The 24463-nt window shown below is 69.1% G+C and carries 25 protein-coding genes and 1 pseudogene; 16 read left to right on the top strand and 10 right to left on the bottom strand.

Annotated elements, in window-relative coordinates; genetic code table 11:
• Positions 1-247: 247 nt before the first annotated feature.
• A complete protein-coding gene (locus tag C6W10_RS21915; protein WP_159079617.1) occupies positions 248-649 on the bottom strand; it encodes an STAS domain-containing protein in 402 nt (133 codons plus the stop codon).
• An 828-nt stretch (positions 650-1477) separates the two neighbouring features.
• Between C6W10_RS21915 and C6W10_RS38695 the strand changes: the two genes are divergently transcribed.
• Complete coding sequence (locus C6W10_RS38695; RefSeq protein WP_234359182.1) at positions 1478-1699, top strand: BON domain-containing protein; 222 nt, start codon at positions 1478-1480, stop codon at positions 1697-1699.
• Positions 1700-1864: 165 nt separating this feature from the next.
• The gene (locus C6W10_RS21905; RefSeq protein WP_234361377.1) at positions 1865-2227 is read left to right on the top strand and encodes an STAS domain-containing protein; all 363 of its coding nucleotides are present in this window, start codon (positions 1865-1867) and stop codon (positions 2225-2227) included.
• 196 nt (positions 2228-2423) lie between these two features.
• Here the strand turns inward: C6W10_RS21905 and C6W10_RS21900 are convergent, their stop codons facing one another.
• Together C6W10_RS21900 and C6W10_RS37460 are read right to left on the bottom strand one after the other, a co-directional pair.
• The gene (locus C6W10_RS21900) at positions 2424-3890 is read right to left on the bottom strand and encodes a peptide MFS transporter (protein ID WP_107260080.1); all 1467 of its coding nucleotides are present in this window, start codon (positions 3888-3890) and stop codon (positions 2424-2426) included.
• Between the two features lie 19 nt (positions 3891-3909).
• Positions 3910-4071 (bottom strand): hypothetical protein, encoded by a 162-nt coding sequence (locus C6W10_RS37460; RefSeq protein ID WP_159104709.1) that lies wholly within the window; start codon positions 4069-4071, stop codon positions 3910-3912.
• 260 nt (positions 4072-4331) lie between these two features.
• Here C6W10_RS37460 and C6W10_RS21895 point away from each other — a divergent pair, with 260 nt between their 5' ends.
• The 8 genes and pseudogenes from C6W10_RS21895 to C6W10_RS21860 all read left to right on the top strand — a co-directional run bounded on the left by C6W10_RS21895 (position 4332) and on the right by C6W10_RS21860 (position 10715).
• Complete coding sequence (locus tag C6W10_RS21895) at positions 4332-5009, top strand: response regulator transcription factor (protein WP_107260079.1); 678 nt, start codon at positions 4332-4334, stop codon at positions 5007-5009.
• Positions 5006-6361 carry a cell wall metabolism sensor histidine kinase WalK gene (locus C6W10_RS21890; protein WP_107260077.1) on the top strand — a complete coding sequence of 452 codons (1356 nt, stop codon included), beginning with the start codon at positions 5006-5008 and terminating at the stop codon, positions 6359-6361. The genes C6W10_RS21895 and C6W10_RS21890 overlap by 4 nt, the downstream gene beginning before the upstream one ends.
• On the top strand, positions 6358-6948 hold the full coding sequence (locus C6W10_RS21885; protein ID WP_107260075.1) for a GerMN domain-containing protein: 591 nt from the start codon (positions 6358-6360) through the stop codon (positions 6946-6948). Before C6W10_RS21890 ends, C6W10_RS21885 begins: the two co-directional genes overlap by 4 nt.
• Positions 6949-7567: 619 nt before the next feature.
• Positions 7568-8458 (top strand): alpha/beta fold hydrolase, encoded by an 891-nt coding sequence (locus C6W10_RS21875; protein WP_107260073.1) that lies wholly within the window; start codon positions 7568-7570, stop codon positions 8456-8458.
• Positions 8459-8570: 112 nt separating this feature from the next.
• A pseudogene (locus C6W10_RS39760) lies at positions 8571-9002 on the top strand (transposase); the annotation flags it as partial.
• Positions 9003-9153: 151 nt separating this feature from the next.
• The gene (locus C6W10_RS21865) at positions 9154-10101 is read left to right on the top strand and encodes a C45 family autoproteolytic acyltransferase/hydolase (protein WP_107260071.1); all 948 of its coding nucleotides are present in this window, start codon (positions 9154-9156) and stop codon (positions 10099-10101) included.
• Positions 10102-10317: 216 nt separating this feature from the next.
• On the top strand, positions 10318-10440 hold the full coding sequence (locus C6W10_RS39240) for a hypothetical protein (RefSeq protein WP_255419606.1): 123 nt from the start codon (positions 10318-10320) through the stop codon (positions 10438-10440).
• Positions 10437-10715 (top strand): hypothetical protein, encoded by a 279-nt coding sequence (locus tag C6W10_RS21860; RefSeq protein WP_199853723.1) that lies wholly within the window; start codon positions 10437-10439, stop codon positions 10713-10715. Before C6W10_RS39240 ends, C6W10_RS21860 begins: the two co-directional genes overlap by 4 nt.
• Positions 10716-10823: 108 nt before the next feature.
• On the opposite strand, the gene C6W10_RS21855 is transcribed toward C6W10_RS21860, so the two are convergent.
• Positions 10824-11204, bottom strand: coding sequence for a PPOX class F420-dependent oxidoreductase (locus C6W10_RS21855; RefSeq protein WP_107260069.1), 381 nt, complete (start codon positions 11202-11204; stop codon positions 10824-10826).
• Positions 11205-11564: 360 nt separating this feature from the next.
• On the opposite strand from C6W10_RS21855, the gene C6W10_RS21850 reads away from it, so the two are divergent.
• Complete coding sequence (locus C6W10_RS21850; protein ID WP_107260068.1) at positions 11565-12284, top strand: hypothetical protein; 720 nt, start codon at positions 11565-11567, stop codon at positions 12282-12284.
• 185 nt (positions 12285-12469) lie between these two features.
• Here the strand turns inward: C6W10_RS21850 and pip are convergent, their stop codons facing one another.
• Both pip and C6W10_RS21840 read right to left on the bottom strand, forming a co-directional pair.
• The gene (pip, locus tag C6W10_RS21845) at positions 12470-13447 is read right to left on the bottom strand and encodes a prolyl aminopeptidase (protein ID WP_107260067.1); all 978 of its coding nucleotides are present in this window, start codon (positions 13445-13447) and stop codon (positions 12470-12472) included.
• Positions 13448-13489: 42 nt separating this feature from the next.
• Positions 13490-14509 carry a MerR family transcriptional regulator gene (locus C6W10_RS21840; protein ID WP_107260065.1) on the bottom strand — a complete coding sequence of 340 codons (1020 nt, stop codon included), beginning with the start codon at positions 14507-14509 and terminating at the stop codon, positions 13490-13492.
• Between the two features lie 277 nt (positions 14510-14786).
• On the opposite strand from C6W10_RS21840, the gene C6W10_RS21835 reads away from it, so the two are divergent.
• A complete protein-coding gene (locus tag C6W10_RS21835; RefSeq protein ID WP_107260063.1) occupies positions 14787-16778 on the top strand; it encodes an acyl-CoA dehydrogenase in 1992 nt (663 codons plus the stop codon).
• Positions 16779-16904: 126 nt separating this feature from the next.
• On the opposite strand, the gene C6W10_RS39235 is transcribed toward C6W10_RS21835, so the two are convergent.
• A complete protein-coding gene (locus tag C6W10_RS39235; RefSeq protein ID WP_255419605.1) occupies positions 16905-17030 on the bottom strand; it encodes a hypothetical protein in 126 nt (41 codons plus the stop codon).
• Positions 17031-17254: 224 nt separating this feature from the next.
• Here C6W10_RS39235 and C6W10_RS21830 point away from each other — a divergent pair, with 224 nt between their 5' ends.
• The gene (locus C6W10_RS21830) at positions 17255-18052 is read left to right on the top strand and encodes a class I SAM-dependent methyltransferase (protein ID WP_199853722.1); all 798 of its coding nucleotides are present in this window, start codon (positions 17255-17257) and stop codon (positions 18050-18052) included.
• A 101-nt stretch (positions 18053-18153) separates the two neighbouring features.
• Here C6W10_RS21830 and C6W10_RS21825 read toward each other — a convergent pair whose 3' ends face one another.
• A complete protein-coding gene (locus C6W10_RS21825; RefSeq protein WP_107260059.1) occupies positions 18154-18810 on the bottom strand; it encodes a response regulator transcription factor in 657 nt (218 codons plus the stop codon).
• Positions 18810-20174 (bottom strand): sensor histidine kinase, encoded by a 1365-nt coding sequence (locus C6W10_RS21820; protein WP_159104708.1) that lies wholly within the window; start codon positions 20172-20174, stop codon positions 18810-18812. The genes C6W10_RS21825 and C6W10_RS21820 overlap by 1 nt, the downstream gene beginning before the upstream one ends.
• A gap of 109 nt (positions 20175-20283) precedes the next feature.
• Here C6W10_RS21820 and C6W10_RS21815 point away from each other — a divergent pair, with 109 nt between their 5' ends.
• Positions 20284-21213, top strand: a complete 930-nt coding sequence (locus tag C6W10_RS21815) for an ABC transporter ATP-binding protein (RefSeq protein ID WP_107260055.1) — start codon at positions 20284-20286, stop codon at positions 21211-21213.
• On the top strand, positions 21210-21998 hold the full coding sequence (locus C6W10_RS21810) for a hypothetical protein (RefSeq protein WP_107260053.1): 789 nt from the start codon (positions 21210-21212) through the stop codon (positions 21996-21998). The genes C6W10_RS21815 and C6W10_RS21810 overlap by 4 nt, the downstream gene beginning before the upstream one ends.
• A gap of 219 nt (positions 21999-22217) precedes the next feature.
• Here C6W10_RS21810 and C6W10_RS21805 read toward each other — a convergent pair whose 3' ends face one another.
• Positions 22218-22394: a serpin family protein gene (locus C6W10_RS21805; protein WP_107260051.1), complete on the bottom strand. Its 177-nt coding sequence runs from the start codon at positions 22392-22394 to the stop codon at positions 22218-22220.
• A 177-nt stretch (positions 22395-22571) separates the two neighbouring features.
• On the opposite strand from C6W10_RS21805, the gene C6W10_RS21800 reads away from it, so the two are divergent.
• A complete protein-coding gene (locus C6W10_RS21800; RefSeq protein WP_107260050.1) occupies positions 22572-24419 on the top strand; it encodes a glycoside hydrolase family 15 protein in 1848 nt (615 codons plus the stop codon).
• Positions 24420-24463: the final 44 nt, after the last annotated feature.

Genomic DNA, 24463 nt, shown 5'->3' with positions numbered 1-24463 from the left:
GGGATGGAGGGCATCGCGGCGACCCCGTGACCCACGACACCCGACGCCGGCCCGGGAACCGCCAAGGGCCGGCGTCGGGTGCGGCAACAGAGCCCCGCCGGCACGCTCGACGCTTCCTGAGGACGTGACGGAGATCCAGCCGGGGACTGTGATGTGTACGCGTGGCAGGGCCGTCTCGAACCGATGACGGCCCTGCCACGCGGGTTCATCCGGTGAGCGAGGCATCGTGGAGCAGGGCGCGACGTGGCTAGGCGCGAGGGCGGTGCGCGCCGTTCGCCGCCTTCGATCCGTCGTCGTCGTTCTGCGCCCGCAGGGGGGAATCGACCCTTAACACATGGTCCACCCGGGCGATCTCGAGGAGCCGGGACAGTCGTGCTGACGGCTTCCGTAACTCCAGCATGCCGCCGGTACGCCGCAGTTGGCGGTGCATGTCGAGGAGCAACGCGATCCCGGCGGCATCGACGTATTCGCAGTGCGCCATGTCGAGCACGATCCGTTCCGGCTTGCGGTCGAGCGCCGCGTCGAACGTCGTGTTGACCCCCGGTACCGCCGAATGGTCGAGCCAGCCGGTGATCGCCAACTCGATCGTCGAGACGGTCGCCGTGCCGTCGCGACGTCCGCCGTCACCCGCGTTGTCGTCCTCGGACATCGACGCCTCCTCCACGACCTCGGATGTGCAGGATCAGCTTGGCTGCTGATCTTCGCGGCAGTCTGGCGGCGACATGACAGTTCCGTGACACTCGAGGTGCCCGCCGGGACCCGCACTGCTGCGCCGGACCTCGCGGCTGGCGGACACCGAACCTCACGGAGAATGCCGGACCTCACGCGTAGCGGGATGGTGACCCGGAGCACGGCGGACGGATCGACGTGGTCGGCAGGGCCCCACGCCAGGTGCGGCGCGGATGCTGCCAGCACGGTGGTCGGCCATCGTGGCCGAGGTTGTCACGAGACTGTCATAGGTCCGCGTAAGCCTCTCCACATCGCCGCACGAGGCTGGCTCCAGTACCGGCGACGACAGGAGGGACGCGGTGACTACGGTTCGGCAACCAGCTGCCGTACCGGCGCCAGTAATCGGGGCCGGGTTCACCGACCGCCCGGACCTGGCGTACCCGGTGCCGGTGTGGGCAGCACTGGACGCGGCCGTGCGGGTGTGCCCGAGTCGGTCGGCGCCCGACATGCCGCGACGCGTGGCGACCGGCGCGGCAGGCGTCGCCCAGCCCTTGGACGTGCGCCGGCACCCGCTGCGAAGCGGTACCCGTGTCGTTTTGCGTGCGCCGACGGCACAGCTCCGGGGGCTGTGCCGGGGTGCCCGCGTGGAGCAGGTGCTGCGGGCAGCGCCCGCAGCGCCTGGGGTTCCGCCGGGGCAGGCGGGGCGTGCTCGGAGCGCGCCGTGACGGGGTTGTGGCCGCTCCCCGACGACGGCTCCTGGTCCGGCCCGCCGTCACGTCGCCAGACACCTCGAATCCACCAGGATCAGGTGCTCGCCGACCAGGTGGTGGCACAGTTGGTCCAGGACGAGCGGACTCGTCTGCAGGACATCGCCGTCGAGGTGCAGAACGGCGTCGCCATCCTCACCGGCCGGGTCGATACGGCGGAATTGATATTCGTCGCCGGCGCACTGGCGTGGCAGGCGATGGGCATCGCCGACGTCTGTAACGCCCTCGAGTCGCGCGACGGCGACGATCTGGCCGGCAGCTAGCCGATTTCAGGCATCGCCCCACCTGTACAGGATGGCTGCACCCGGTCAACAGGGAGGAACTGTGAAGGCGATGAGTTCCGGGGTCACCACCCTGCGCCGAGTCGCCCTCGGCCGAACGCGGGACGGCATCGTGACGAGGTCGGCGCAGACCGGGACGTGCGCGCTGTGAACGACCAGCGGGAACTCGGAACCACCATTCTGATCACCGAGCGGCAGACCGATTCCGGCATCCGGCTGCTGCTGGCCGGCGAGATCGACCTGGCCACCGTGGGGCAGATCCGTGACGCGATCATCGACGTGCTGACCCGGGACAACCCGTCGGCCATCGTCCTGGATCTTGAGGGCGTGTCGTTCATCGACTCCTCCGGCATCGGTGAGCTGGTTCGTTGTCACCAGGCCGCTGCGGTGAGCGGTAGCGTCCTGACGCTGGAGAACCTTGCCCCGTTTCCACGCCGGCAGCTCTGGGCGACCGGGCTGCTCGGTCTGTTCGGCCTGGTCGACGTGTCCGGCCAGGACGGGGGAGGCTGATCCCGCAACCCTCGGAAGCCGGGCCGGGAGGCGCCGATGGCAGCCCTTCTCGCCAGCTGACCACGGGCCGTTTTCGCCAGCTGACCACGGGCCGTTTTCGCTAGCTGACCACGGGCCGTCGAGGCGATGCCCGCAGCCGACGATTCCATCGGACCGCCGACGATTCAGCCGGACCGCCGACGATCCCGCCCGATGGTCAGCGGACGCCGTTCATGAGCCTTCGAACGAGCGGGCTGAGGGCGGCGAGTGCCAGGCCGAGCACGATGGCCGTACCGCCGAGGACGCCGAAGTAACCGCTCTCCTGGTCCTCGTCGTAGTACCTGGCGAGAACGCCGGACATGGCCGTGCCGAGGGCCACCGAGAGGAAGAACAGCGCGACCATCTGCGTCCGGAAGGCCCGGGGTGCGAGCTTGGTGGACAGTGACAGGCCGACCGGCGACAGCAGCAGTTCGGCGATGGTGAACACCAGCAGGATGCCGACCAGGGCGAGTAGCGGTGCGCTGTTCGGCCCGCCGCCGGCAAGTGGCAGGAACAGCAGGAACGCCACACCCATCACGGCCGTGCCGGTGGCGAACTTGATCGGGGCCGACGGCTGTCGTGGACCGAGTCTGGTCCACAGGGCGGCGAACAGACCCGAGAGGATGATGATGAAGACGGGGTTGATCGACTGTACCCAGGAGACCGGCATCTCCCAGCCGAGGATCCGGCGGTCCAGTCGGGTGTCCGAGTAGATGGTCACGACGGTGAACTGCTGCTGGTACAGCGACCAGAACGCCGCGCTGGCGACGAACATCGGGATGAACGCGATGACCCGCCGCCGTTCGGTGCCGGTGATCGCCCTACTGGCCAGGATCACCACGAAGTACGCTACCGCCGCGGCGGCGCTGAGCACCACGACGATGGCCGACAGCCGCCGCGCCGGCAGCAGCCCCGCGAACGCCGCCACGACGACGAACCCGATCACGACGACGGCGGCCGCCGCGACCAGGGGCCGACGAGCGGCCGGCAACGGATTCGGCACCTCACGCGCCGCGCCGGTCAGCCGTCGGCGGCCGAACGTGTACTGCGCCAGACCGGCCGCCATGCCGACCGCGGCGAGGCCGAACCCGTAGTGGAAGCCGGCGGTCTTCTGTAGCAGACCGGTAGCCAGCGGCCCGAACAGGGCACCGAGGTTGATCCCCAGATAGAACAGCGAGAACCCGGCGTCCCTGCGGTCGTCGTCCTCGGCGTAGAGCGTGCCGACCAGCGACGTGGCGGTGGCTTTCACACCGCCGCTGCCGAACGCGATCAGGACCAGGCCGACCCCCACCCCGAGCAGGCCGGGCAGCACCGCGAGGGAGACGTGTCCGGCCATGACCAGAACGGCGCTGTGGAACAGTACCCGTTCGGCACCGAACAACCGGTCGGCCAACCAAGCCCCGAGCACGGTGGAGAGGTACACCATCCCGCCGTACGCCCCGACGATGCTGGTGGCGGTGTCGCGGTCGATGCCGAGGCCGCCGTCGGCACTGGCGTAGTAGAGGTAGATGAGCAGGATGCCCTGCATGCCATAGAAGGAGAACCGCTCCCACAGCTCGACACCGAACAGATTCGCCAGCAGGGGCGGCTGCCCGAAGAAGGTCCTGCTCCGCTCTGGCCTCGGCGCGACATCGGGGGTCACCATGAGCTCGCCGGTACCCCGTTCATCCGAGAACTACGCTGAACCGGCCGTGGTGTTTCCGTCCGGTCGGCACGTCCACGTCGGGCCGGCCGGTGTTCTCGGCCCAGACGCACATCCGGTGCGCGACCTCGTCGGCCAGGGTCGGGCGTACGCTTCGGTCGACGGCCTGCCTCACCCCGTCCACGCCGGGGGGGGTGCGGTGGGCGGGGTGAGGGCTCAGGGCCGACGCACCCTCGGGGAGGGCGGGTAGGTGCGGAACGGCCCACGCGTCGATCACCCGGGTGAGGGCAACGACCTCCGCGTTGCCCAGGTGCTGTCCTGGACCGTATTCAGCCTCTGATCGGGGTATGGCGGTACCTCGACGGTTGTGTGACAGTCTCGTGACAAGCCGCCAGGACACCCCGTCAGGGTGCTTACGGTTGTGCCGCTGGGCATGATTTAGCGATGGAACAGGTGCTGTTGATCGAAGACGATGATCGTATCCGGCTGTCGTTGACGCTCGGCCTGGAAGACGAGGGGTACGCGGTCCGGGGCGCGGCGACAGCGGAGGAAGGTCTGCGGGAGCAGCGACGTGCCCCCGCCGACACCGTGCTGATCGACCTGATGCTGCCCGGCCTCGACGGTTTCGAGTGCATCCGGCAGCTGCGTTCTCGCGACGACGTGCCGATCGTCGTGGTCAGCGCGCGCGACGACACGCACGACATCGTGGCGGCGCTCGGCGCTGGCGCGGACGACTACGTGGTCAAACCGGTGGCGGTGAAGGAGCTGTCCGCGCGGCTGCGGGCGTTGCGGCGCCGAGCCCGGGCGAGTACGGTCTCGGCCGTACCGGCGCTGGTCTTCGACGATCTGGAGATCCGGCCGCAGGCCGGCGAGGTGGCCCTGCGGGGCGAGCCGGTGGCGGTGACCCGCACCGAGTTCCGGCTGTTGTGTGAGCTGGCCGAGCATCCTGGCCGGGTGCTGTCCCGGGCACAGCTGCTGGAGCGGGTCTGGGAGTACACGTACGGGGACGAGCGCCTCGTCGACGTGCACGTCGGCAGGCTGCGGCAGAAGATCGAGGACGACCCGACGGCGCCACGACATCTTCTGACCGTCCGCGGCATGGGATACAAGCTCGTCGGATGAGGCGTCCTGGCCTGCGTACCCGGGTCGCCGCTGGTTTCACGGCCGGCGCGTTCGCCCTCTCCACGTCGATGGCCGCCCTCTCGTACGGGTTCACCAGCCAGGCGCTGATGGCCGGTCGGGAACGCAGTGCCCTGCGCTCGGCGTACCTCGATGCCGGTGTCGTGCACGCGGGTCTGGCCACCGAGCCGCCGGACATCTCGGCCGTGCTCAGCACCCTCAACACGGGCAACACCCGACGGGCCCTGCTTCGCCGGGAGAGCCGTTGGTACGCCCGCGCCGCCGACGCGGGCATGACCGACGCGATACCGCCCGGGTTGCAGCGGCTGGTCGAGCAGGGCAAGGTCGGGATGCAGCGGGTTCGCACCGACAGCGGTCCCGCCGTGGTCGTCGGTGTCCCGTTGCCGTCTGAGACCGGTTTCTATGTCATCGACTCGATGCACGAACTCGACCAGACTCTGCGTACCCTCGCCCTGGTACTCACTCTCGTGGCAGCGGGCACGACCGCGGCCGGCGCCGGACTTGGCTGGAATCTGACTCGGCGCGTGCTGCGCCCGCTGGACACGGTCACCGCCGCCGCGCGCGAGATCACCGCCGGCGACCTCGGCGCCCGCCTCGATCCGGCCACGGAACCGGATCTCGAACGGTTGACGACATCGTTCAACGAGATGGTCGACCGGCTCGCCGATCGGATGGAACGGGACCGACGGTTCGCTGCGGACGTCAGCCACGAGCTGCGCTCGCCGCTGCAGACACTGTCCGCCGCCGCCACTGTGCTGGACCGGCACCGCCCGCGCCTCGACGACCGTGCCGCGACCGCGGTCACCCTGCTCTCCGACGAGGTGGTCCGCTTCCAGCGGCTGGTCACCGACCTGCTGGAACTGGCCCGCGACGACCAGGCCGCGCAGCGCACACCTGTCCAGGTCGCCGACCTGGCCCGCGAGGAATGCCAGGCGCGCGGACTGCCGGCGGAGGTGGTGCAGGTGGTCGACGGAAGCCCGGCTGTCTGGTCGATCGACCGGCGTCGGTTCAGCCAGATCCTGAGCAACCTGCTCGACAACGCCGAACGGTACGGGGGCGGGCCGTGCGCCGTGCGCCTCAGCCAGACACCCGGTGCGTTCGTGCTGGAGGTCGACGACGAGGGGCCGGGGGTACGACCGGAAGACCGCACCGCGATCTTCGACCGGTTCGTCCGTGGCCGTGCCGCAAGCGCGAGAGGAGCCAGCGACGGCACCGGCCTCGGCCTCGCCCTCGTCGCCCGGCACGCTTCCGCGCACGGTGGACATGCGACGGTCGTGGACCGGCCGGGCGGCGGGGCCCGCTTCCGTGTCGAACTGGGTGGGACGAACCCGTGAGCGCCCCGCTCGGATCCCGTCGGGCCGCCGCGCTGCCACTGTTGCTCGCGGCCGTCGTCGCCGGCTGCGGAGTACCGGCCGAGGAGACCGCCCGCGAGGTGGAGCCACCCGACGGGGTAACCCACGCGTGGGCGACCCCGACACCGCCGGACCCCACCCCGAGTATCGGTGCCGTCCCGGCGCGCCTCTACCTGCTCCGGGACGGCGAACTCGTCGCCGTCACCCGGCATGTCGACGCCGCACCCAGCGTCGACGAACTCGTCGACAACCTGCTCGCCGGTCCGACCGATGCCGAGCAACGCGACGGCCTGACCAGCGCGCTGCTCGGCAACGACATCGTCGTCGGCGTCCAGCTCAGCGACGGTCGGGCCACGGTCGAACTGACCGATACCCTGGACGAGACCGGCCGCAGCGACCAGATCCTCGCGTTCGCGCAGATCGTCTGCACCCTCGCCGCCAAGCCGGGCGTCACCGCCGTGTCGTTCACCCGTGCCGGGCAGCCCGTCGGCGTTCCCCGCGCCGACGGCTCGCTGTCCGAAGCTCCGGCGACCGCCGCCGACTACGCGAGCCTCGTCAGCGACCGATGAACGGTAGTTCGAATGGCGGAGTGCTGACCCTGCCCCGCCCGAATCTGCTGATTGTCGGGGCAGGTTGGTTGCTACCGGGCCACCTTCCGGTTCACCGGCTGTGAGTTCCCCCCGCATGCCGAAGACCTCGGCCAGGTGCGACGGGTCGGCACCGCTGACGATGGCTTCGTCGAGGTGACGGTCTATGCGCAGCCGTTCGAGGTTCGCCGGCAATCCGCGTCCAAGCCCTCGACGTCTCCGAGATCCTCGAACGCCTCGGAACCGACCTTGATGACCAGCCCGAAGCTGTAGAACACAACGATGCACACGGATGACAAACCTGGTTGCCGAGACCCATAAACGGGAGGTTCTCGGGGGAGGTTCAAAACTCCATAGACAAAGATTAAGCCTGACCAGCGTTTCTGCTGGTCAGGACTTTTCATCTGTCGGGACGGCTGGATTCGAACCGACGACCCCTTGACCCCCAGTAGTCCGGTGGCCCAGCGGCATGCTCAGGCACGTCTGCCCAGGTCGCCCATAGCATAAACCGGCCGAGTAAAGGGGTCATACGCCGACGGCTCCAGGCGGCCCGTCCGGGCTTATGCGGCCCGCCGCTCCAACGACCGCCATACTGTCGCCCATGAGCCTGGACGTGCGCAGCGACGACAACTGCCATCTATGGGCCGAACAGTCTGGCGCCGGGCCGCCGCTGGTGTTTTGTCACGGCGGTCCGGGCCTCTGGGACTACCTCGACCCGGTCGCCCGGCTGCTCCAAGATCATGCCCGCACCATCCGATGGGACCAGCGCGGCTGTGGACGCTCGCAGCGGCGCGGACCATACAGCGTCGCCCGCTTCGTCGCTGATCTCGACGCGGTACGCGATCAACTGGCCGGACCGCGAGCGGCCCTGCTGGGCCATTCGTGGGGCGCGCACCTGGCGTTGCGGTACACCCTCGAACACCCCGAACGGGTCAGCCATCTGATCTATGTGTCCGGGACCGGCATCGACCCCGAACGGGACTGGCACCCGCACTACAAGCGGAATCTGAGGCAGCGGCTCGGGCAACATCTGGACCGGTGGGAGGCCCTCAGCGCCCGCGTCCGCACGCCTGCGGAGGAACGTGAATGGGCGGTACTGCAATGGTCGGCTGACTTCGCCGATCACGGCACCGCACTGCGGCACGCCGAACGCATGGCCACCCCATGGCTGGGCATCAACTACGACTGCAGCCAGGCCATCAACGCCGAGGTCAAGCACGAGCTCAGGAACTCCGAAATGGCCGTGGAGTGCCGAGCGCTCGACCTGCCCGTGCTGATCATCGACGGCACCGAGGACATCCGCCCCCGCTGGGCCGTCGACTCGCTGCACCAAGCGTTGACCGACAGCCAACGGGTGAGCCTCGCCGGATCCGGTCACTTGCCGTGGGTCGAGAACCCTGACGGTTTCCGTGAAGCGGTGACCGCCTTCCTGACGCAACACAGTCGCCAGATCCTCCGTCAGGTTCACCGCGAACCCCCGGATCCGCGATAGCGTGACTGCGCAGACGAACCCTTGAGCTCACGCCGAGAACCCGTCAGTTTCCCTAAACTCTCGGGGATCCCCGGGGCGGTAAAGACCAGCGGGACTGCGTAGATCTCCGTGTTTGACCTGGGGGTGGTCCGTTGGACAGGACGTTGATCCTGTCCGGAAAGGACCACGTCATGGCAGACAAGAAGAGCGCTGTTTCACTTCCCGAGCCGATGGCGACGGAGGTGGAGTTCGCGCGGCAACTGGGCGAGCGGGCCGAGGCGACGGAGTCTCGTTGGTCGGGCCGGGTGGGCTCCTCGCGGGGATCACCCGGACCGTTTTCGAGTCAGCGCTCGGTGCGGAGCTGGATGCACACCTCGACGAGGCCGGTGTCGACGAGGCCACCGGCTGGCGGGCCAACATCCGCAACGGGCACGGTGCGAAGACGGTCCAGACCGAGGTCGGGCCGGTGCGGATTCAGGTCCTGCAGAACCGGGCGGGTTCCTTCACGCCACGGATCGTCCCGAAGCACGCCCGGCGGTTGGACGGGTTCAACGAGGCGATCCTGTCGCTGTATGCCAAGGGCCTGACGACCGGGGAGATCGCCGCGCATCTGGCGGATGCACTTGGCCGTCGCCGATGGTGGTCACCTGGTGATTCACCCCGCAATTGGCTAGGTTGCCCTCACCTTGGCCGATTCTCACAGGGGGGTGGCAGCCGTGCGGCAAGAGCACAAGACCTTTCAGGCGATCGAGGTCGGCGACGGCGGCGACGGGCGGTGGGCCGCCTACGCCCGGGGCCTGTGGCAGGAGATGGAGGGCCTGCTGACCGAGGAGGGCCGGACTCCGGAGGGCGCGGATCGTGTTCGGGCGCTGTTCCGTGCGCACATGCCGGAACTGGTCCCGGTTCTGGACCGCCTGGCCGGCCAACTCGACCGGCCCGAGGCGGAAGTCTTCCTCACCCACGCGGCACTGCGGCCGTTCTCCCAGGCGTGCACCCAGATCGGCAGGAACGGCACTCTGCTGCGCAACTATGACCTACGGCCCGATCAGTGCGAGGGGACCATCGTCTCCTCCTGCTTCCTGCGCCCCGTGATCGGGATGCAGGACATGCTGTGGGGCTTGCTGGACGGGATGAACGACGCCGGTCTCGCGGTCTCGCTCACCTGGGGCGGACGTTCCGCCTACGGACGGGGCTTCGCCATTCTCGTCGTGGTGCGCTACCTGCTGGAGACGTGCGACACCGTTGATGAGGCGGTCGGCAGGCTGCGGTCCCTTCCGGTCGCCGTCCCCCAGAACCTCACCCTTGTCGATCCCACCAAGGCGGTGACGGTGTTCGTGGGGCCGGATATGTCACCGACGGTGGCGCCGGATTCCTGCGCCGCCAATCACCAGCACCTGCCGGTGACCGACGAGCAGGAGCGTGCCCTGCGGACGCAGGAGCGGCTGCGCGCCATTCGCGCCGCGGGTGTGGACGACGTGGCGGCGATGCTCAAGCCGCCGCTATACCAATCCGTTGACGAGCAGGGGTCGAGAACGCTCTACACAGCCCACTACCGGGCCGTCGAGGGCCGTGTGACGTACTACTGGCCCGGTGAGTCCTGGCAACAGTCCTTCGGCGACTTCACACTCGGATCCCGCACCGTGACCTTGGGCCGGACCAGCTGAGAGGCTTTCCGGACCCCTGCTCACCCTGCACGAAGATTCTGCAAGAACGTGATGTCACCCGCCGCCGACAGGCCCTCCCTCGGCCCGCCCCGCCACGGCCACACGATGAACCGGCAGGCGCTCGGCATCGCTCCACCTGTCGGACGAGCGCCTCCCCCGATACACCCCGACAAGGTGTCTCTCGCTACATAGTTACCAATCCACAGGTCTTGACAATTGCTCCTGCGCGCGGCGCGCAAGCGGATCAGTTTGCTGGAGCAGGAGAACGAGATCCTGCGTCGGGCGGCGGCCTACCTGTCGCAGGCGAATCTGCCGGGAAACGGCTCTACCCGCTCGTGAACGAGCTGGCCGCCGACGGAATCCCCGTGGCGGTGACGTGCCGGGTACCGAAGATCGCTCGTCAGCCCTACTATCGATGGCTCGCCCGAACCGTCGGCGACGCCGGACTCGTTGCCGCTTACTGGTCGAACGCCTTGGTGGACGCCCACCGCGGCGATCCGGAGTTCGGTTACCGGTTCCTGGTCGATGAGGCCCGCGCGGCCGGGCAGGCGATGGCTGAGGCGCACCGCGTGGCGGATCTGCTCGGATCACGGCTGGTGGAGCGCCTTCGGTAAGCGCAAGCGTCGTGGCAAGGGTGGAAAGGTCGGCCCACCGGTGCACGACGACCTGGTCCGGGCGGCGAGGGCGGTCTGGGTGGCTTTCCGGTCGGAAGGCCTGGTCGATCAGAACGACACGATGATGCCGACCATCGGGGGGCGGCGTAGCCGCAGCAGGCGAGCGAACCAGTTTCCTGCCCGTGACATGACGTATCGGCTGGCCAGCAGCTTGCGGGCCAGCGCCGTCCCGTCGTCGTCGAGCAACCGGGCCGTTCCCGTCACGCTCGGCGCACCCGGCGCCACCGTCCCGCGTACGGAGCACGGTCGGACACGCACTTGCGGGTTGTTCCGGATCCGCTTGACCTTGCCCGAGCCCGCTTCGGTCACGATCCAGAGTTCAGCACCGTGCGGTACGTGCCAGACCGGCGTGCTCACCGGGGTGCCGTCCTTGCGGTAGGTGGTCAGACTGACGTACCGGCTACGGACGATCTCGTCGGCCACGGTCATCGTGCCAGCGTAGCGGGCCGCGCCCCGGGCCGCGCCCGCATGGTTGAGAGCAACTGGCCGGCAGGAAGGCTTACCTGCGCCCTCAGCCAGGCTAGCGCAAACGGCTTCCCCAGCCCGGACGTGCTGATCAAGCTGACAGGTGAGGCCCTTCGAACCCCACGGTCCGTCACCGTCGCCAGCGCCCTCTGCGCGGCGGATCCGGGTCCTGATCCGGGTGAGCCGAACGGCAGGCAGGAAGGCGCCGCCGATGGCTCGGCTCGGCGGCGTTGCGTTCTGGGTCATCAGCCGATCGGATGGCCGAAGGCGATGATCGGCTATTTCCATGTGCGACAGACACCGTGCGACGCCTAGGAAGGAGGCATGACCAACGAGGTGACCGTTCCCCTGCTGCCGTGCGCGTCCATTGACGACATCGAAACCTTCTACGGAGTTCTCGGTTTCCGCACCACGTACAAGCAGCGCAAGCCCAACGCGTGTGTGGGCGTGCAGCGGGAAGACCTGCATCTGCAATTCTTCGAGATCGACGGGTTTGACCCGGAGCAGTCCTATGGCTCCTGCCTGGTACTCACCGCGGACATCGAGGGACTACACCGGGCATTCGCCGCCGGCATGCGCGCCGCGTACGGCAAGGTACTGGTGTCCGGAACGCCGCGGATGACCCGGCCCAGGGCGCGGAAGAACGCCGACGGGTTAGGTGGATTCAGCGTCATCGACCCGGGCGGCAACTGGATCCGAGTCTTTCGGAACGCCACCACCGCGCCCATCCCGGCCGCCACGCCTGCCGGGCGGCTGGCCAAGGCGTTGGCGAATGCTGTCGTGCAGGCCGATTCCAGGGGAAGCGTCGGACAGGCCGTTCGGATCCTCGACAGCGCGTTGGCCCGCCCGCAAGCCGACGACGACCCGGTCGAGCAGGTAGAGGTGCTGGTCTACCGCGCCGAACTCGCGATGGTGCTGCACGATCCAAAGACTGCGGCCGAGATGCTGGCCCGCGCCCAGTCCGTCACGCTCACCGAAGAAGAGTCCGAAAGGGCGGCACCCGCGTTCGACAACGCCGCCGAACTCGCAGCAGCACTGCGGTGACTTACCATACGAACGCCTCCCTCATCTCGCCACGAGCGCGTCCGACAAGGTTGACCGATGGTGTACGGAGAGTGCCGGTCGCCGACACCCGACGTGCCCCATTGGCGGCATGAGCGTGAGCCGGTTGACTGCGTGGACTCATCCAAGCGCTACCTAAAGGGTAATAGGGATTCATTGATGCCGTGTCATCGACCATCGGTGGCGCGGTAGGGCGCACCAAAGTGGTCCAAGGCGTCGATGATCACGTCGCCGACGCCTCGGCCGGTGCCGTGGCCGGCTTCGTCGATCAGTGCCAGCCTCGCCTCCGGCCACACCTTGGACAGTCGCCAGGGAATGTCGACGGGGCTGCCAAGGTCGAGTCGGCCATGTACGAGCACACCGGGGATGCCGGCGAGCCGGTGTGCACCCGCCAACAGTTCGCCGTCGGCGAACCAGCCGTCGTGCGCCCAATAGTGGGTTACGAGGCGGGTGAAGGTCATCCGAAACGTCGGGTTCTCGTATCGAGGGTCGGGGCGGCTGCCGGGCAGGTTGGAGACCAGGGCGTCCTCCCAGGCGCACCACGCGCGCGCGGCCCGGTCCCGCACGGTTTCCTCGGGATCGGCCAGCAGCCGGGCGTAGGCGGCGGGCAGGTTGCCGCCGCGTTCGGCCGCCGGTACCGCGTCGCGGAACCGCTCCCACTCTTCGGGAAAGATCCGTCCGAGATCGCGGGTGAGCCAACGATGCTCGGCAGGGGTACTCGTGACGACGCTGAACAGCACGATCTCGGTGACCCTGTCGGGGTGCCGTTGGGCGTAGCCGAGGCCGAGCGCGCTGCCCCACGACCCGCCGAGCAGTAACCATCGGTCGATTTCCAGGTGCGTGCGCAACTTCTCGATGTCGGCCAGCAGGTGGGCAGTCGTGTTGGTCGACAGATCGGTGCGCACGTCGCCCGCGTCTGGTGTGCTGCGTCCGCACCCACGCTGGTCGAACAGGACCACCCGGTATACCGCCGGGTCGAAGAACCGCCGCCAGTAGGCACCGGCTCCCGAGCCGGGTCCACCGTGTAGCACCAGTGCCGGCTTGCCGAGCGGATTGCCGCAGCTCTCCCAGTAGACGAGGTGGCCGTCTCCGACGTCGAGCATGCCTTGCGCGAACGGTTCGATCTCGGGATACAGTCGGCCCATCCGCTGATCCAACCGTTCCGCCGTTTGCCGCGCACTCGCTTTTCACGAGTTCCGGCACGGTACAGGGTGCGCGGAGTGCGGTACGGCGGATGCGCGTAGTGCTGCGGCCAGCCACTCGAACGGGAACCGTTCCGGCGGCAGACCGTTCACGGCGGTGACCAGCGCCATGTACCGGTCGAACGGTCCCGCCGGCTCCGGCGGAGTGCGATCCCATTCCGCGCCCGCCAGCATGTGGTCGGCCGCCTGGATCCGGAACTCGGGTGTGTCAGGCGTACCGGGACTGTCCGGTGTCGCGAAGATGCCGGTCAGCCAGGCGATCCACCGGTCGGCGATCTCCCGCCCCCTCGGCGAGTCCGGCGGCACCTGCTCCCGCGCCGCGTCCATCGCCGCCTGGCCGATCGGTGTGGCCGCTTCCAGGGCGTCCAGCATCGGCGACGAGGTCATCAGCGGCCCGGCTCCGGTGGTGCACACCTCGTACAGCTCACGACGCACGGCCTGCCGGACCTCGGTGTCCCGGACCAGCTCGGCCAGCTCGATCCACGCCTCCAGCTGGGCCGCGGTGGGATGTTCGGGCAGTTCCGGACGGGCAGCCCGCCACCACTCGACCATCCGCTCCGGCGGCTCCCAGCCGGTGGAGACCTCGGTCCAGAACTCGTCGATCAGCCGGTGCCGCTCCTCGTCCGGCATGCCAACCAGCCTGTGCATCAGGGTGACCTGCTCGGCCGTGGAGTCCTGCCGCAGGATGGTCGACAGCACCGCGCGACGGCTGCGCAGCCGTGCCTCCTGCCGCGCCAGCAGGGCCAGGTGGGTGGCGGCCAGCTCGCGCAGCGTCGCCTCGCCGGCCAGCACCTGCCGGATCTCGTCCAGGCCGGCGTCGAGTTCCCGTAGCGTCCGGACCAGTTCCAGCCGGGCGATGGCCGACACGTCGTACAGGCGGTGACCGGACGGAGTGGTGGCGGACGGCATGACGACACCGGCGTCCGCGTAGTACCGGACGGCGCTGACGCTCAGACCGGTCCGCCGGGCGACATCCCCGATACCGTACAGCTCGTTCGCGTCCACGCCGCCCACTATGCGACCTCAAGCGGCTTGAGACACAAGCCCTGATCAGGTCGCCTGACTATCGGTCGTCGGCGTGACCGGGCGTCACGCGTCAGCCGAGGCCGTCACCCTGCTTACTCGTCGGCGACCTGTCGGCGCGCGTACTGGGCGGCAGGTGGGGGAGTGCGTCGATGGTGTCCCGTCTCACCGCGCTCTCCCTCGGCGGATCACCGCAGCGGCCCGGTACTCTTGATCGGGTACAGATTGTGACTTTATGTCCGCCAGTCGAGGGGTGCCCATGCCCGACCACGCATCCGGCCACATCGCGCTCGCTCACCTACAGAACGTGCTCGACGGACCGTGGGCTGCCGTTCGCAGGGCGCACCGGGATCACTTGAATGGGAAGTTTCTCCCGGTTTACGGCGAGACCGTTGACCAGGCACGTGAGCGGGTCTCCCGGCTGCTCACCGAGCTTCCCGTCGAGCTGGGTATGGGCTCGGCGTTCCCTGTCGAGTACGGCGGCAGATCCGACGTGGGGGGCTCGATCGTCGCCAGTGAGATGCTGGCGCAGGTCGACCTGTCGCTGATGGTCAAGGCGGGAGTGCAGTGGGGCCTGTTCGGCGGGGCGATCGCGGCCCTGGGCACCCGGCGGCATCACGACGCCTACCTCCGGGACATCGTATCCGGCAAGATTCTCGGCTGCTTCGCGATGACCGAGACCGGCCACGGTTCCGACGTCCAGCAGCTGCGCACCACCTGCGCCTACGATCCACAGACGCAGACCTTTGATCTGCACACCCCGCACGAGGCGGCTCGCAAGGACTACATCGGCAACGCGGCCCGGGACGGCCGGATGGCGGTGGTCTTCGCGCAACTGATCACCAACGGGCGACAGCACGGCGTACACGCCTGGCTGGTCCCGATCCGCGACGCTCGGGGCAACCCGCTGCCCGGCGTGACCATCGGCGACGCTGGGCCCAAGGCCGGTCTGCTCGGCGTGGACAACGGACGGATCAGCTTCGACCATGTGACGGTGCCGCGTGACATGCTGCTGGACCGGTACGGGCAGGTCGCGGAGGACGGGACGTACTCCAGCCCGATCGAGAACGACTCACGGCGCTTCTTCACGATGCTCGGCACACTGGTTCGCGGCCGGGTGAGCGTGGGTGGCGCCGCGTCGGCGGCCACCAAGTCGGCGCTGACCATCGCGGTGCGCTACGGCGACGTCCGTCGCCAGTTCGGCACCCCCGACGCGGATCGGGAGGTGCTGCTCAACGACTACCTGGCCCACCAGCGCAAGCTACTTCCCGCCCTGGCCACCACGTACGCGTTGCACTTCGCCCAGGCCGAACTGGTCGCCGCGCTGGACGAGGTCCAGGGCGGCAGCGGCCCGGTCGACGAGCATCGGCAACGGGAGCTGGAGTCCCGGGCCGCCGGTCTCAAGGCCGCACAGACCTGGCACGCGACCCGCACCATCCAGATGTGCCGCGAGGCGTGCGGCGGCGCCGGCTACATGGCCGAGAACCGGCTACCCGGCCTCAAGGCCGACACCGACGTCTTCACCACGTTCGAGGGCGACAACACGGTGCTGCTGCAGCTGGTGGCCAAGGGGCTGCTCACCGGCTACCGGGACGAGTTCGGCTCGTTGGACGGCTGGGGGCGGGCCTCCTTCGTCGCCGAGCAGGTCCGCGCGATGGTGCTCGAGCGCACCGCCGCGCGAGCGGTCATCGAACGGCTGATCAGCGCCGTGCCCGGCCGCGACGAGGAGGTTGCCGTCACCGACCGCGGCTGGCAGCTCAAGGTCTTCGAGGACCGCGAGGACCACCTCCTCGACGGCGCGGTCCGTCGCCTCCGCAACGGCGCGGCCACCAAGAAGGACCGCCCCTTCGACATCTTCAACGACGTTCAGGACCACGTCCTGGCCGCCGCCGCCGCGCACATCGACCGGGTCACCCTGGAGGCGTTCGTCGCCGGCATCGAGGGCACCGCCGATCCGGCGGTCCGGGCGCTGCTCTCCCGGGTCTGTGACCTGTACGCGCTCAGCGTCATCGAGGCCCACAAGGGGTGGTTCCTGGAACACGGCCGGTTCACGCCAGCCCGCTCGAAGGCGATCACCGCCGTGGTGAACGGCCTGCTCAAAGAGCTGCGCCCGCACATGCGGACGCTGGTGGACGGTTTCGCCATCCCGGAGGAGTGGCTGCACTGCGCCATCCTGCGCGAGGAACCCGACCGGCAGGAGACCATGGCCGCCCAGGACGCCGCCAGTGCTCCGCAGGCGGTCCCGGCGTAGGCAGCAAGACCGGTGCGCCCGGGAACAGCCGCCGCCGCACGATGCGGTGGGGCTGTCAACGAACGGAAGGTCTGCCGTTCAGCCCAGACCGGAAGGTCTGCCGTTCAGCCCGATGACGGTGCCGGATTACGTCGTGCTCGGAATCAGCCGCAGCACCGTGGCGGCGAGTTCGGCCAGTACGGTCTCCCGGTCGTGGGGCTTCTCCCCGCTCAGTGGCTGCCGGGGGTCGTTGAACGCCTGGAACTTCGACATCTCCGGTAGGTTCTGGAATTGGCTGGGTCCGCCCACCCGGCATTTCCAAGCCGGCACCCGCTACACACTCTTCCGGACCCGTTGACTGCATGGCGGCGTTCGACGGACTCAGGCTCGTCCCGCAGAGACCGCCAGAGCACGTCCGGACGGCGCAGGTCCGTCCGCTCCTGCTCGGGCTGCCCGATCAGCCCAGCCCCCGCGACTTGAAGGGACAACCAGCCACTGTGACCGACACCAGCCGGGAAATACTGCGCACCACGTTCGGCCAGGACGCCGAACTCTACGACCAATGCCGTCCCGGCTATCCACACCAGTTGTTCACCGACCTCGTCACGCTCGCGGATCTCGGTCCACCCGCTCGGGTCCTGGAGATCGGCTGCGGCACCGGCCAAGCGACCCTGCCCCTGGCACAACTGGGATGCCATGTCGTCGCGATGGACCTCAGCCCCGACATGACCGCCGTCGCCCGACGCAACCTCGCAGAGTTCCCGAACGTCACCGTCGTCACGGCAGCGTTCGAGGACTGGCAGTCCTCGGAGGGTGCCTTCGACGCGGTTCTCTCCGCGACCGCGTTCCACTGGCTCGACCCCGAGATGCGCATGATCAAGGTAGCTGACCTGCTGCGTCCCGGCGGCACCCTCGGCATCGTCTCGACCCACCACATCGCCGGCGGGACGAACGCCTTCTTCGCCGACGCACAACGATGCTACGAACGTTTCGACCCCACCACACCGCCCGGCATGCGCCTGACGACCGATGACGAGACCGCCGAAGAGACAGCAGAGTTCGATCGATCGGCACGATTCGGGCCGGTCGAATTCCGGCGCTACGAGTGGCAACAGACCTACACGGCCCACGAGTACCTGAACCTGCTCATGACCTACTCCGGCCATCGAGCCATGGCACCGCAGGCACGCAGCGGCCTGTTCGCCTGCATCGCTCATCTGATCGACGACGTCTACGACGGAGAGATCACCAAGCAGTACCGGACCCGCCTCACAATCGCGCACAAGACACCGTGACTCGGCTCGGCACCCGATCCGCGCACTACCGTCACCTGGAGCAGACAGCGAACGCCCGGTGTGTCAGGCCGGAAACACCGTTCGGTCCACAGACCCCGGGGTTACGACAGGCCGGCCTGGTGGGCGAGGACGGCGGCCTGGACCCGGTTCTGTGCGTCGAGCTTGATGAGGATCGAGCTGACGTGCGCCTTCACGGTTCCCTCGACGACGTGCAGGGAGCGAGCGATCTGGCCGTTGGAGTGTCCGGTGCCGAGCAGCGCGAGTACCTCGCGTTCCCGCTCGGTCAGCGACCCGACGCGCCGCGCCGCATCGGCGGCCCGGCGGCGGTGGCTGTCGCGGTAGGTGGCGATGACCTGCCGGGCGATGGCCGGCGAGAGGAAGGCGGCTCCGTCGTTGACGGCGTGCACCGCGGCGATCAGTTCGCGCGGGTCGGCGGCCTTGAGCAGGAACCCGGCGGCACCACCGCCGAGCGCCCGCGCGATGTACTCCTCCTCGCCGAAGGTGGTGAGCATCACGATGCTGGTGGTCGGTACCGTGCCGGCGATCTCGTCGGCCGCGGCGAGTCCGTCGAGAACCGGCATCCGGATGTCCAGCAGCGCGATGTCGGGACGGTGGGCGCGGCACAGCTCGACGGCTCGGCGTCCGTCGGCGGCCTCGGCGACGACCTCGATACGGTCGTCGGTGTCCAGGATCGCCCGGACACCGGCGCGGATCATGGCCTCGTCGTCGGCCAGCAGTACCCGGATCGGGGTCGCCATCACACCTTTTCCATCCGGTCCTTGGCGACGAGTAGGTCTTCGTCGCTGAAACAGAGTCGGTAGACGCTGGCGGCCTCGCTGAACATGCTGGTACCGGCCTGGAAGTAGGCGCAGGTCGAGCCGGCCGGGGTCGGTGGCTCGTTCAGGATTCGCGGCAGCGGGTCGATCTCGCGTGGCGGCAACTGCGGCTGGATCTGTGCACGCGTCTGGCCGAGCCGCAGGTGTTGGTACAGCTCGTCGGAGAGCCCGGTGCGTGACACGGTGTACATCTGCAGGATGGCGAGGGCCGCGACGAGCAGGAGCGCGGCGCCGAGGGGAAGGGCGGCGGACTGCATCTGCCGGCGGCGGGTGAGCCGCCTCGTGCCTTGCAGTTCGAATCCGGCGGGACCGTCGTCGAGCCGCGATCCGGCCTCGTCGGGCAGCACCGCGGTGACGGCCCAGCCGCCGTCCGGCCGGGGTCCGGCTTCGAGTCGGCCGCCGACCAGCCGGACCCGCTCGTCCAGCCCGATCAGCCCCTGCCCGCCGCCGGTACCGTCGCCCGGCCGCGCCGGTGCCTCGTTCACGACGTCGATGCGGGTGCCGGCGTGCTGGCGGGTGATGGTGACGGTGACCTGCGCTCCGGGTGCGTGTCGGGCGGCGTTCGTCAACGCCTCCTGGACCACGCGGTGCACCGCCTGGCTGCTCATCGGCAACCATGTCGGGCCTGATCCGTCACGGCGGAGCCGCACCCGCATGCCGGCCGTGACGGCGCGGCGGACCAGCTCGTCGACGCTCTCGTCGGCGGGTTGCAGGTCGGCGGCGGCATCGGCGTTGCCGAGTACCCGGAGGATGTCGCGTAGCCGTTCGGTGGCCCGGACCGCGCTCGCCCGCAGTTCGCCGGCGGCGTGACGGTGCTTGTCGCTGAGGTCGCCGGCCAGTTCCAGCGCACCGCTGTGCAGCGCGATCAGGGCCAGTTCGTGTCCGAGCGAGTCATGCATGTCCCGGGCGATCGTCGCCCGCTCACGCAGCCGGGCCTGTCCCGCGACGATCGTGCGCTCGCGCTCGCCGTGCTCGGCACTCAGGCGCCGGTAGCGGCCCACCCACCACGGCAGCACCGAGACGACGAACAACAGCAGGACCAGCGTGAGCCAGTACGACAACGGATTGGTGGAGCGCCACAGCGCCACCGCGAGCCCGGCGAACGCCGCCGCCGTGAAAACCCAGAGCGCGACCGAGAGCGAGGCCATCCGCCGCCCGGCAACGAAAGCCGGCAGGATTGCCACCAGGGGCAGCCAGCCGGCGGTGGTGAAGACCTCCGAGACCGACACCCCGGCCGACACGATCAGCAGCGGTGTCCACGCCCGGTCCGCCCGGTCGTAACGCACCAGGCCACGATACATACGCCGGTGCCGGCGGCACCCTTGACGAAAGTCAGGGGTGGGCCTGACGACAGACCGATGTCCGGCAGACCGGCTCCTCGTAGCGTCCGGGGACATGATCAGAGCCCAAGGACTGCACAAACGGTACGGCGAGAAGGTCGCCGTCGATGATCTCTCGTTCGAGGTACTTCCGGGTATGGTGACGGGTTTCCTCGGTCCCAACGGGGCCGGCAAGTCCACCACCATGCGCCTGATGCTCGGTCTCGACCACGGCGGCGGCGAGACCCTGTTCGACGGACGCCGGTTCGGCACGATCCGGCATCCGATCCGCCAGATCGGTGCCGTACTGGAGGCCAGGGCGTTCCACCCGACCCGCACCGCCCGGAACCATCTGCGGATGCTGGCTGCCGGCGGCGGGATCCCGGCGGCCCGGGCGGACGAGGTGTTGGAGTTCGTCGGGTTGGCGGAGGTGGCCCGGAAGAAGCCGCGGAGCTTCTCGTTGGGCATGGCGCAGCGGCTGGGGCTGGCGCAGGCCCTGTTGGGGGATCCGCGGACGCTGATTCTCGACGAGCCGGCCAACGGGCTGGACCCGCACGGCATCCACTGGCTGCGCGACATATTGAAGTCGCTCGCGGCGCAGGGGCGCACCATCCTCGTCTCCAGTCACCTGCTGTCGGAGATGGAGCTGATGGCCGACGAACTGGTGGTGATCGGCCGCGGAAGAATGATCTACAACGGCGACGTGGACGGGTTCGTGAGGCAGTTCACCCAGGCGACCGTCCAGATCCGCAGCCCCCGGTCCGACCGGCTCGCCCAGGTGCTGAAGGGTACCCACGGCGTCGAGGTCGAGGTCGCCGATGACGGCACGCTGCGGGTGTCCGGGGCCGACGCGGCCGCCGTGGGCGAGATCGCGTTCGCCAACAACATCCCGCTGCACGAGCTGACCACTCTGACCGCGTCGCTGGAAACGGCGTTCATCTCCGCCACCGGCGCCTCCGAGGAGTACGTCGCCCGTCAGCTCAGCACGGCCGGCGGTGCCGCATGATCGACGCGTTGCGCTTCGAATGGGTACGCCTCCGTACCATCCGCTCGACGTACTGGCTCATCGGCCTGGCCCTGTTCCTCAACGCCGCGGTGGCGTTCCTGGTCAACCTCGCCACCCGGAACAGTCCGCTGGACACCGACATCGTCGGGGCTACCGTGACCGGCGGAGGCACCGCCTCGCCGCTGCCGCTGCTGGCGGTGTTCATGGCCGCCGTCGGCATCCTGGCCACCGGTCACGAGTACCGGTACGGCACGATCCAGCCAACGCTGACCACCATTCCGCGCCGAGCCACGGTCCTGACCGCCAAGCTCGCGGTCGTGGCCGCCGCGGCGGTGGCGGTCACGGTCGCGTCCATGCTCGTCGACGTCGCCGTCGGCCTCGCCTTCTGGGGTGAGTTCCCGGCGCTGACCGAGCAGCCTCTCGATGCGGCACTGCCCGGCTACGTCCTGCTCGTCGTGCTGTGGGCCGTACTGGGCGCCGCACTGGCCCAGTTGTTCCGCAGCGTGCCGGCGGCGCTGGTGACGATCCTCGTGACGCCGCTCGTCGTGGAACAGATCATCTTCAGGCTGTCGCTCGTCCCCGCGCTCGACTGGCTCGCGCCCGTGATCAAATTCCTGCCGTTCTCCGCCGGCCTGCGGCTGGTCGACCTCAGCGGAACCGCCGCTCTCACCGACGCCGACAACTTCGACCTGTTCGGCCGCTGGGCGGCCGGTGGCGTCTTCACGGCCTTCGTCGCCATCGTCCTGACCGCCGCCTGGACATTGTTCTCGCGCCGGGACGCCTGACCGGAGCTGCCGGCTCAGCCATCGATGCCAGCCCCTCGCGGAGGGGAGTCAGCTCGATCGCCGGCCTCGCGCTCGCCTGTCGGCGGCGCGCGAGCCTCCAGTCCGCCGTGGGCGGACGAACGTCACCGTCTTCCACGTCGGGACGCCGACGAGCGCCGTGCACGAGGTCCGCACCGGCTGGGACGCATGACGGCGGGCGGGCGGGTGGTCCCGGTCCGGTCAGGCCGGGCCGGTGACCAGCGGGTCGTGGACCCGGCCGAGGAACAGCGGTACGCCGGTGAACCGGTCGTGGATGACGTACAGGAATGGCCGGTTGACGAAGAACTGCGGCCCCTGCGGGATCGACGGCGGCCGGATGATGACGGCCGACGCGTAATCAAGGAAGCCAAAGGGCATGGGCGCCTGCCGGGGCGGTACCCGGTCGATCTACTCCGCTCTTCGCGGCGGCCGGTCAACCAGGTGAGCGGGTGCTGGCCGGGGCGCCGAGAGGGTGGCTGACCGCGAATCGGGCCAGCCGTGACAATTCGTCGCTTATGTTACTGCACAGGAGGCTGTCGAAAACGGGGAGGTGACGTGGAGAGCTATCCGGCGATCGAGGATCACGGACTCATCGGCGACCTGCAGACCGCCGCGCTGGTGACGTGCGACGGCACGATCGACTGGTTCTGCGCGCCCCGCTTCGACTCGCCGAGCATCTTCGCCGCGCTGCTGGACCGCGAGCGGGGTGGCTACTTTCGCATCGCCCCGCGCGACGTCCGCTACGTCACCAAGCAGCTCTACCTGCCCGGCACCCCGATCCTGATCACCCGGTTCATCAGCGCGGACGGCGTCGCCGAGGTGATGGACTTCATGCCGGTCACCGGTGAGCGCGCCACCGACTCGCACCGCCTGGTCCGCATGGTCAACATGGTGCGGGGCACCATGCGGTTCCGGGTGGAGTGCCGGCCCCGGTTCGACTACGCCCGGGAGAGCCACGAGCTGGAGCGCCACCGCAACGGTTTCCTGTTCCGCAGCCCGTCGGCGACGCTCGCCTTCAACCCGATCGACCCGGTGCGGCACGTCTGGGCCCAGACCGGGAGCGTCCGCCTGGAGGACGGCGACCTGATCGCGTACGGCACGTTCAACGAGGGCGACACCGGCGGGGTGGTCCTGGAGACGGGCAGTACCGAACCCCGGTTCGTCCCGCAGGAAGAGATCCAGGGCATGTTCGAGTGGACCCGGAACTACTGGCGGCGCTGGGTCGAACGCTCCCGCTACACCGGGCGGTGGCGGGAAATGGTCGAGCGCTCGGCCATCACGCTGAAGCTCATGACGTACGCGCCGACCGGCGCCATGATCGCCGCCCCGACCGCCGCGCTGCCCGAGCTGGTCGGCGGCACCCGCAACTGGGACTACCGCTACACCTGGGTACGCGACACGTCGTTCTCGGTGCACGCGCTACTGGGCCTCGGCTTCACCGAGGAGGTCAGCCGGTACATGAACTGGCTGGACGAGCGGATCCGCGAGGCCGGTGACCACCAGGACCCGCTGAAGATAATGTATCGGGTCGACGGCTCCTCCGACCTGCACGAGGAGATCCTCGACCACCTGGAGGGGTACCACGGCTCACGGCCGGTGCGGATCGGCAACGGCGCCGCCGACCAGCTCCAGCTCGACATCCACGGCGAGGCGCTGTACGCCATGCACCTCGCCGACGAGCAGGGCATCCGCGTCTCGCACCAGGTGTGGAAGAGCACCGTCCGGCTCGTCGACTGGCTCTGCCAACACTGGGACCAGGCCGACGCCGGCATCTGGGAGAGCCGCCACCACCCCCGCAACTACACCTTCGGCCGGGTGATGTCCTGGGTCGCGCTGGACCGGGCCATCCGCCTCGCCACCCGCACCGGCCGCCCCGGCGACATCACCCGCTGGGTCGAACAACGCAACGAGATCTACAACCAGGTCATGGCCCGCGGATACCACCGGGCCCGCGGCAGCTTCGTGCAGGCGTACGACGAGAACATGCTGGACGCATCGCTGCTCGCCATGCCGGCGGTCGGCTTCATCACGCCGAGCGACCCCCTCTGGCAATCCACCCTGAGCGCGATCGAGCGCGAGCTGATCTCCGACAGCCTGGTCCACCGGTACGACCCGGTCCACTCTCCCGACGGCCTTCCCGGGCACGAGGGCACCTTCAACATGTGCACGTTCTGGTACGTCGAGGCGCTGGCCCGCTCGGGTCGCCTGGACGACGCCCGGCTCACCCTCGAGAAGATGTTCACCTTCAGCAACCACCTCGGCCTCTACGCCGAGGAGATCGCCGCGACCGGTGAGCAGATCGGCAACTACCCGCAGGCGTTCAGCCACCTCTCCCTGATCAACTCGGCACTGGCGGTGAACGACCTGCTCGACGTCGAGGCCGACGCCCGGCACCGCCGGTAGGGCGACCTCAGCCTGCCACGTTGCGACTCGGATCGCCCTCAGCC

Origin of the sequence: Plantactinospora sp. BB1, assembly GCF_003030385.1 — a bacterium.
Taxonomy (GTDB): domain Bacteria; phylum Actinomycetota; class Actinomycetes; order Mycobacteriales; family Micromonosporaceae; genus Plantactinospora.
Note: the sequence above shows the minus strand (reverse complement) of the source record. Positions and strands in the feature narration are given on the sequence as shown.

Coding starts and splice junctions, on each gene's coding strand:
- C6W10_RS21915 (WP_159079617.1), bottom strand. CDS start 649: ATGTCCGAGGACGACAACGCGGGTGACGGCGGACGTCGCGACGGCACG.
- C6W10_RS21900 (WP_107260080.1), bottom strand. CDS start 3,890: ATGGTGACCCCCGATGTCGCGCCGAGGCCAGAGCGGAGCAGGACCTTC.
- C6W10_RS21895 (WP_107260079.1), top strand. CDS start 4,332: ATGGAACAGGTGCTGTTGATCGAAGACGATGATCGTATCCGGCTGTCG.
- C6W10_RS21890 (WP_107260077.1), top strand. CDS start 5,006: ATGAGGCGTCCTGGCCTGCGTACCCGGGTCGCCGCTGGTTTCACGGCC.
- C6W10_RS21875 (WP_107260073.1), top strand. CDS start 7,568: ATGAGCCTGGACGTGCGCAGCGACGACAACTGCCATCTATGGGCCGAA.
- C6W10_RS21855 (WP_107260069.1), bottom strand. CDS start 11,204: ATGACCGTGGCCGACGAGATCGTCCGTAGCCGGTACGTCAGTCTGACC.
- C6W10_RS21850 (WP_107260068.1), top strand. CDS start 11,565: ATGACCAACGAGGTGACCGTTCCCCTGCTGCCGTGCGCGTCCATTGAC.
- pip (WP_107260067.1), bottom strand. CDS start 13,447: ATGGGCCGACTGTATCCCGAGATCGAACCGTTCGCGCAAGGCATGCTC.
- C6W10_RS21835 (WP_107260063.1), top strand. CDS start 14,787: ATGCCCGACCACGCATCCGGCCACATCGCGCTCGCTCACCTACAGAAC.
- C6W10_RS39235 (WP_255419605.1), bottom strand. CDS start 17,030: ATGTCGAAGTTCCAGGCGTTCAACGACCCCCGGCAGCCACTGAGCGGG.
- C6W10_RS21825 (WP_107260059.1), bottom strand. CDS start 18,810: ATGGCGACCCCGATCCGGGTACTGCTGGCCGACGACGAGGCCATGATC.
- C6W10_RS21815 (WP_107260055.1), top strand. CDS start 20,284: ATGATCAGAGCCCAAGGACTGCACAAACGGTACGGCGAGAAGGTCGCC.
- C6W10_RS21810 (WP_107260053.1), top strand. CDS start 21,210: ATGATCGACGCGTTGCGCTTCGAATGGGTACGCCTCCGTACCATCCGC.
- C6W10_RS21805 (WP_107260051.1), bottom strand. CDS start 22,394: ATGCCCTTTGGCTTCCTTGATTACGCGTCGGCCGTCATCATCCGGCCG.